Here is a 6,294-nt window from a genome sequence, read left to right on the forward strand (position 1 = left end):
GGCCTTGGTTGCGTTCAACGCACCCAATGTGGCCTTGGGTGCGTTGAACGCAACCAAGGCCACATTGGGGCGCTTACTTCTTGTAGAGACCTTCGATCGCGTCGGCGTAGTTCTTCGTCACGACGTTGCGCTTCAGCTTCAGGCTCGGCGTGATCTCGCCGCCCTGCTCGGTGAAGTCGTTGGCCAGGACCGTGAACTTCTTGATCGCCTCGGCCTTCGACACCGACTTGTTCGCCTCGTCCACCGCGGTCTGGATCTCCGCGAGCAGGTCCGCGTCGGACGAAAGGTCCGCGACCGTGGCCGCGGCAGGCTTGCCGTGCTGGGACTTCCAGGACGGGAAGTACTCCTCGTCCACCGTCACCAGCGCCGCGATGAACGGCCGCTGGTCGCCGACCACCATCGCCTGGCTGATCAGCGGGGACGCCTTGATCGTGTCCTCGAGGCCGGACGGGGCGACGTTCTTGCCGCCCGCCGTCACGATGATCTCCTTCTTGCGCCCGGTGATCTTGAGGAAGCCGTCCGCGTCGAGCTCGCCGAGGTCGCCGGTGTGGAACCAGCCGTCGGTGAGCGCTTCCTTCGTCGCCTGCGGGTTGTTGTAGTACGCCCGGAACACGACGTCGCCCTTGAGCAGCACCTCGCCGTCGTCGGCGATGCGGACCGACGTGCCGTTGACCGGCTTGCCGACCGTGCCGACGCGGAACGCGGTCTGCGTGTTGACGTTCGCCGCGGCGGAGGTCTCGGTGAGGCCGTAGCCCTCGAACACCGGGACGCCGATGCCGCGGAAGAAGTGCGCCAGCCGCGCGCCGAGCGGGGCGCCGCCGGAGACCGCCGCGACGCAGCGGCCGCCGAGGGCCGCGCGCAGCTTGCCGTAGACGAGCTTGTCGAACACCAGGTGCTTGAGCTTCAGCCCGAGCCCGGCGCCGCCCTTGTCCTGCGCCTCGCTGTAGGCGACGGCGGTGGCCTCGGCGGCGTCGAAGATCTTGCCCTTGCCTTCGCTGTGGGCCTTCTGCTTCGCCGAGTTGTAGACCTTCTCGAACACGCGCGGCACGGCGACGACGAACGTCGGCCGGAACGTGCCGAGGTCGGCGACCAGGTTCTTGACGTCCGGGGTGTGCCCCAGGGTGACGCGGGCGGTCAGCGCGGTGACGGCGATCGCGCGGGCCAGCACGTGCGCCAGCGGCAGGAAGCACAGCAGCGAGTTGCCCTGCTCCATCAGCTGCGGGAACGCCTCGATGTCGGCGCGGATCTCGGCCAGCAGGTTCCGGTGGGTCAGCTCGACGCCCTTGGGGCGGCCGGTGGTGCCCGAGGTGTAGACGATGGTGGCGAGCTCGTCCGCGCTCACCTCCCGGCGCCGGTCGTGCAGCTCGTCGTCGGACAGCTCGGCGCCGAGGGCGGCGAGCATCTCGACGGCCGGGTTGTCGCCCTCGATCTGCCAGGTGTGCTGCAGGTCGGTGAGCCGGTCCCGGACTTGCTCCACCGCGCCGACGTGCCCGGTCGTCTCGACGAACACGGCCTTCGCGGCCGAGTCGGAGAGGATCCAATTCACCTGCTCGGGGGAGGAGGTGTCGTAGATCGGGACGGTCACCGCGCCGGCCGCCCAGATCGCGAAGTCGATCAGGGTCCACTCGTAGCGGGTCTTCGACATGATCGCGACGCGGTCGCCGCGGCCGATCCCGGCCTTGGCCATGCCCTTGGCCACGGCCAGTACCTCGGCCGCGAACTCCTTGGCGGTCACGTCCAGCCAGCTGCCCTCGACCTGGCGGCGGAAGCTCACCACGTCGGAGAACCGCTCGGCATTCGCCCAGACGACGTCGGACATGTTCTCGTCGTCGGCCACCGGCTTGCCGGCGGGAGCGCTGTATTCGCGCACGTGGACCTCCGTGTTCAACGCATGCGGCAGGTGACGCCGCTGTTACCCGCCAGTCAACTTAGCGTGGTGAGCACCTTAAGACCATGCTGATCGGCGTCGCGAGGCGAGGGCGTGACATTCTTCGCACGTGAACGCGCCACCCTCACTCGACATCGTCGACGAGACGTTCCTCGCCGTTCCGCCCGCCACCGTGGCCGCCGTGTTCGCCGAGCCGGCCTCCTGGCGGCGCTACTGGCCCGACCTGGTCCTGGAGGTCTACACCGACCGGGGGGACAAGGGCCTGCGCTGGACCGTGACGGGCGCACTCGTCGGTACGATGGAGGTCTGGCTCGAGCCGGTGCTCGACGGCACCCTGCTGCACTACTTCCTGCGGGCGACGCCCGCGGATGCGGCCGGGACGCCCCGGGCACTGGCGCCGCGCGAGCTGCGCCGGGAGTTCGACCGGCGCGCCCGTGCGGCGAAGGCGATCGCCCTCGGGCTCAAGGAGGTCCTGGAGGACGGGCGCGAGCCCGGGGTTCCTCCGCGCGGCGAGGGCAGTGACGGCCAGAGCTAGGGGGAGTACGGGTGCGGGTACACGTCGTCTCGGACGTGCACGGCAACGCGGACGCGTTGAAGCGGGCGGGTGACGGGGCGGACGCCCTGGTCGTGCTTGGCGACCTGATCGACTTCGTCGACTACCGCGACCACGACAAGGGCATCATGGGTGCCCTGTTCGGCGGGGAGAAGGTCGGCGAGTTCGCGCGCCTGCGCCGCGAGGGCACCCGTGACGAAACCGTTGCCTACTCGCGCACGCTCTGGGCCACCCTCGACGACCCGGGCGCCGCGGTCGACGAGGCGATCCGCGCCCAGTACGCGACGCTGTTCGCGGCGATGACGTCGCCCACGTACGCGACGCCCGGCAACGTCGACACCCCCGCGCTGTGGCCGGAGTTCACCGGCGAGGGCGTTCAGGTGCTCGACGGCGAGGTGGCCGAGATCGGCGGCCTGCGGTTCGGGTTCGTCGGCGGCGCGCTGCTGCCCGACGGCGTCGTCCCGCGGCTCCGCAAGGGCGCCGCCTGGCGGCCCTACCTGCGGGATCGCGCGGACTACGACCGCAGCGTGGCCGCGCTCACCGAGGTCGACGTCCTCTGCACGCACGGCCCGCCCGCCCTGCCCGAGCTGACCTACGACGTCGTCGCGCGCCGCAGCGAGATCGGTTCGACGGCGCTGCTGGACCTCATCCGCGCCCAGCGGCCCCGCTGGTCGGTGTTCGGGCACGTGCACCAGCCCCTGTCCGCCCGCGCCCGGGTCGGCCTGACCGAGTGCCGTAACGTGGGTCACTTCAAGGAGACCGGGCAGCCCTACGTGCTGCGCTGGTGACCAACCGCGGCGGCTACGCTTCGACCCATGGCCGAGCAGTCCACACAGTCCATCGAGGTCGACGCCGAGCCCAGCCGGGTGATGGCCGTGATCGCCGACTTCCCCGCGTACCCGGAATGGGCCAAGGCCGTCCGGCAGACCGAGGTCCTCGACACCGACGCCGCCGGGCGGGCCAAGCAGGTCAAGCTCACCCTCGACGCCGGCCCGATCAAGGACGTCTACACCCTCGAGTACGACTGGGACGAAGACGGCCTGGGGGTCAGCTGGCACCTGGTCAAGGGCCAGATGCAGAAAGCGCAGAACGGCCGCTACGCGCTGGCCGACCTCGGCGGCCGCACCCGCGTGACCTACACGCTGTCGGTCGAGCTCGCGCTCCCGATGATCGGCCTGCTGCGCCGCAAGGCCGAGAAGATGGTCATGGACACCGCGCTGAAGGAGCTCAAGAAGCGGGCCGAGGGATAGCGTGCGGATCCTGCTGTTCACCGGCAAGGGGGGTGTCGGGAAGACCACGCTGGCCGCGGCCACCGGCGCCGCACTGGCCGCCCGCGGCAGGAAGACCCTCGTCGTGTCCACCGACCCGGCGCATTCGCTCGGCGACGCCTTCGGCAGGCCCCTCGGGGCCGGACCGTCCGAAGTGGACACCCTCCTTTCCGGCGTGCAGATCGACTCGCGCACCCTCGTGGACACCACGTGGGCGCGGCTGCGCGCCGAGCTGCGGGAAGTGCTGGCCGGCGCGGGCCTGGACACCCTCGACGCCGAAGAGCTCACGGTGCTGCCCGGCGTCGACGAGCTGCTCGCCCTCACCGAGGTCCGCCGGCTGGCCGAGGACGGGCCGTGGGAGACCGTCGTCGTCGACTGCGGGCCGACGGCCGAGACGCTGCGGCTGCTCGCCCTGCCCGAGGCCGTCTCCGGCTACCTGACCCGCGTGTTCGGGCCGCGCGGCCGCGTCACGGATTCGGTGCGCCGCCTCGGCGCCCACCTCGACGGCCTGCGCGCCCTCCTCACCGAGCCGTCGGTGACGACGGTCCGGCTGGTACTGACGCCGGAGCGGGTGGTCGTCGCCGAGGCTCGGCGCACGCTCAGTTCCCTGGCCCTGCGCGGCATCGCCGTCGACGGCCTGATCGCCAACCGGCTGATGCCGGCACCCGGGATGTGGCGCGGTGGCGCGGCGTCGTGGCTGCGCGCGCGCCGGACCCAGCAGGACGCCGTGCTCGCCGAACTCGCCGCGGCCGGGATCGCGCCGGTCGCCCGGGTCGAGCACCGCGCCGTCGAGCCGGTCGGGTTGCCCGCGCTGCTGGAGATCGCCGCCGAGCTCTACCGCGACGGCGACCCCCTCGACGGCGACGGCACCCCCGTCACCCCGTTGCTGCGGGTGCGGCCGGCCGCGGACGGGTACACGCTGCGTGTCGCGCTCCCGCTCGGGCGGGACGCCGAGGTCGACCTCGCCCGCGTCGACGACGACCTGGCGATCACCGTGGACGGCTTCCGCAGGCTCATCGCCCTGCCGGGGCCGCTGCGGCCGTGCCGGATCACCGGCGCGGAATCCGACGCCGACGGCCTGGTCGTGCACCTGGCCGGGAACCGGGGACGCGGGTGAGCGAAGAGGAACACGGGCCGCGCCTGGCGGAGGAGATCCGCCTGCTCGCCGAGCTGGTCGCGGACAAGGCGGCGCCGTGGCTCGAGGGCGTGCTCGCGGCCGGGCACGGCTTCGCGGGCGACCCCGGCGAGGCGAAAGGGGACGGTTCGACGTGCGGCTGGTGTCCGCTGTGTGCGATCGTCGCCGTGGTACGGGGTGAGCGGCCCGAGCTGGTCGCGCGGCTGGTGGAGCAGCTCGCGCAGCTGGTCGCCCTGCTGCGCGCGGTGCTCGCGGACCGCTGGGAACCGGCCGAGGGCGTGCACATGCCCGGGTTCCGGCCCGCGCCGCGGCCCGCGGACCCGCGGCCGTCGCCGCGGGTGCAGCACATCGCCGTCCGCCGGCGCGACGAGTGGGAGAGCTGAGTGCGGACGATAGGGGTGGACGTCGGCGGGACGAGCATCCGGGCCGGCGTGGTGGACGAACGCGGCTCCCTGCTCGACACGGCCCGCGTCGCGACGCCGACCGAGGAAGGCGCCCTCGAGGACGCCATCGCCGGTGTGGTCGAGGACCTGCGCAACCGGCACGAGGTGGCCGGGGTCGGGCTCGCGGTGGCGGGCTTCGTGGCGCGCGACCGCCGGTCGGTGATGTTCGCCCCGCACCTCGCGTGGCGCGGCGCCCCGGTCGCCGACCGGATCGAAAAGCGCGTCGGCCTGCCGGTGCTGCTGGAGCACGACGTCAATTCGGCGATCGTCGGCGAGCACCGCTTCGGCGCGGCCCGCGGGGCGCAGGTGGCGGCGCTGGTCGCGCTGGGCACCGGGATCGGCGCCGGCCTCCTGCTCGACGGCAAGCTCTACCGCGGCGCGTACGGCGTCGCGCCGGAGCTGGGGCACTTGACGGTGGTCCGGGGCGGTCGCCCTTGCCCGTGCGGCAAGTACGGCTGCTGGGAGCGCTACTGCAGCGGAACGGCACTGGCGGCGACTGCGGTGGAGCTGCTCGCGCGGCACCCGGGCCGGTCGACGGTGCTGGCCCCGCAGGTCGCGGGCGACCCGGGCTCGGTGACGGGCCGCCGGGTGGCGGGCGCGGCGCGTGACGGCGACCCCATCGCCCAGCTGGCGATGGCCGAGCTGGCCAAGTGGCTCGGCGAGGGCCTGGCGCTGGTGGCGGACGTGTTCGACCCGGAGATCATCGTGATCGGGGGCGGCGTGTCGGAGTCGGCCCCGCTGTTCCTGGACGAGGCCCGCGAGCACTACGCGGGCACGATCACGGGGGCCCGGCACCGCCCGCTGGCCCGGATCAGGACGGCTCACCTGGGCGACGACACGGCGATCGTCGGCGCGGCGGCCCTGGCGCTGGAAGCGGCCAAGACCCCGGTCTGACCGTCGCGAGCGGCCCCAGCCCAAGCGCCCCAATGTGGCCTTGGTTGCGTTCAGCGCACCGAAGGCCACATTGGGTGCGTTGAACGCACCGAAGGCCACATTGGGGCGCTTTG

General features: G+C 72.6%; 7 protein-coding genes. 6 read left to right on the forward strand and 1 reads right to left on the reverse strand.

From position 1 onward, the window contains the following. Nucleotides 1–73: 73 nt before the first annotated feature. On the reverse strand, nucleotides 74–1,870 hold the full coding sequence (locus AB0F15_RS44695; RefSeq protein ID WP_360283977.1) for a long-chain fatty acid--CoA ligase: 1,797 nt from the start codon (nucleotides 1,868–1,870) through the stop codon (nucleotides 74–76). A 127-nt stretch (nucleotides 1,871–1,997) separates the two neighbouring features. On the opposite strand from AB0F15_RS44695, the gene AB0F15_RS44700 reads away from it, so the two are divergent. From AB0F15_RS44700 to AB0F15_RS44725, 6 genes are read left to right on the forward strand one after another with little or no spacing between them, the layout of a single operon-like run. Beyond that, nucleotides 1,998–2,423: a polyketide cyclase / dehydrase and lipid transport gene (locus AB0F15_RS44700; RefSeq protein WP_360283979.1), complete on the forward strand. Its 426-nt coding sequence runs from the start codon at nucleotides 1,998–2,000 to the stop codon at nucleotides 2,421–2,423. A gap of 11 nt (nucleotides 2,424–2,434) precedes the next feature. Continuing rightward, nucleotides 2,435–3,229: a metallophosphoesterase gene (locus AB0F15_RS44705; RefSeq protein WP_360283981.1), complete on the forward strand. Its 795-nt coding sequence runs from the start codon at nucleotides 2,435–2,437 to the stop codon at nucleotides 3,227–3,229. Nucleotides 3,230–3,256: 27 nt separating this feature from the next. Beyond that, a complete protein-coding gene (locus AB0F15_RS44710) occupies nucleotides 3,257–3,691 on the forward strand; it encodes an SRPBCC family protein (RefSeq protein ID WP_360283983.1) in 435 nt (144 codons plus the stop codon). A 1-nt stretch (nucleotide 3,692) separates the two neighbouring features. Next, the gene (locus AB0F15_RS44715; protein ID WP_360283985.1) at nucleotides 3,693–4,826 is read left to right on the forward strand and encodes an ArsA family ATPase; all 1,134 of its coding nucleotides are present in this window, start codon (nucleotides 3,693–3,695) and stop codon (nucleotides 4,824–4,826) included. Beyond that, entirely contained in the window at nucleotides 4,823–5,227 is a 405-nt protein-coding gene (locus tag AB0F15_RS44720; RefSeq protein ID WP_360283986.1) for a hypothetical protein, read from the forward strand. Before AB0F15_RS44715 ends, AB0F15_RS44720 begins: the two co-directional genes overlap by 4 nt. Before the next feature lie 15 nt (nucleotides 5,228–5,242). Further along, nucleotides 5,243–6,181: an ROK family protein gene (locus AB0F15_RS44725; RefSeq protein WP_360283988.1), complete on the forward strand. Its 939-nt coding sequence runs from the start codon at nucleotides 5,243–5,245 to the stop codon at nucleotides 6,179–6,181. Nucleotides 6,182–6,294 lie beyond the last annotated feature (113 nt).

Origin of the sequence: Amycolatopsis sp. NPDC026612 (assembly GCF_040638285.1) — a bacterium.
Taxonomy (GTDB): Bacteria; Actinomycetota; Actinomycetes; order Mycobacteriales; family Pseudonocardiaceae; genus Amycolatopsis.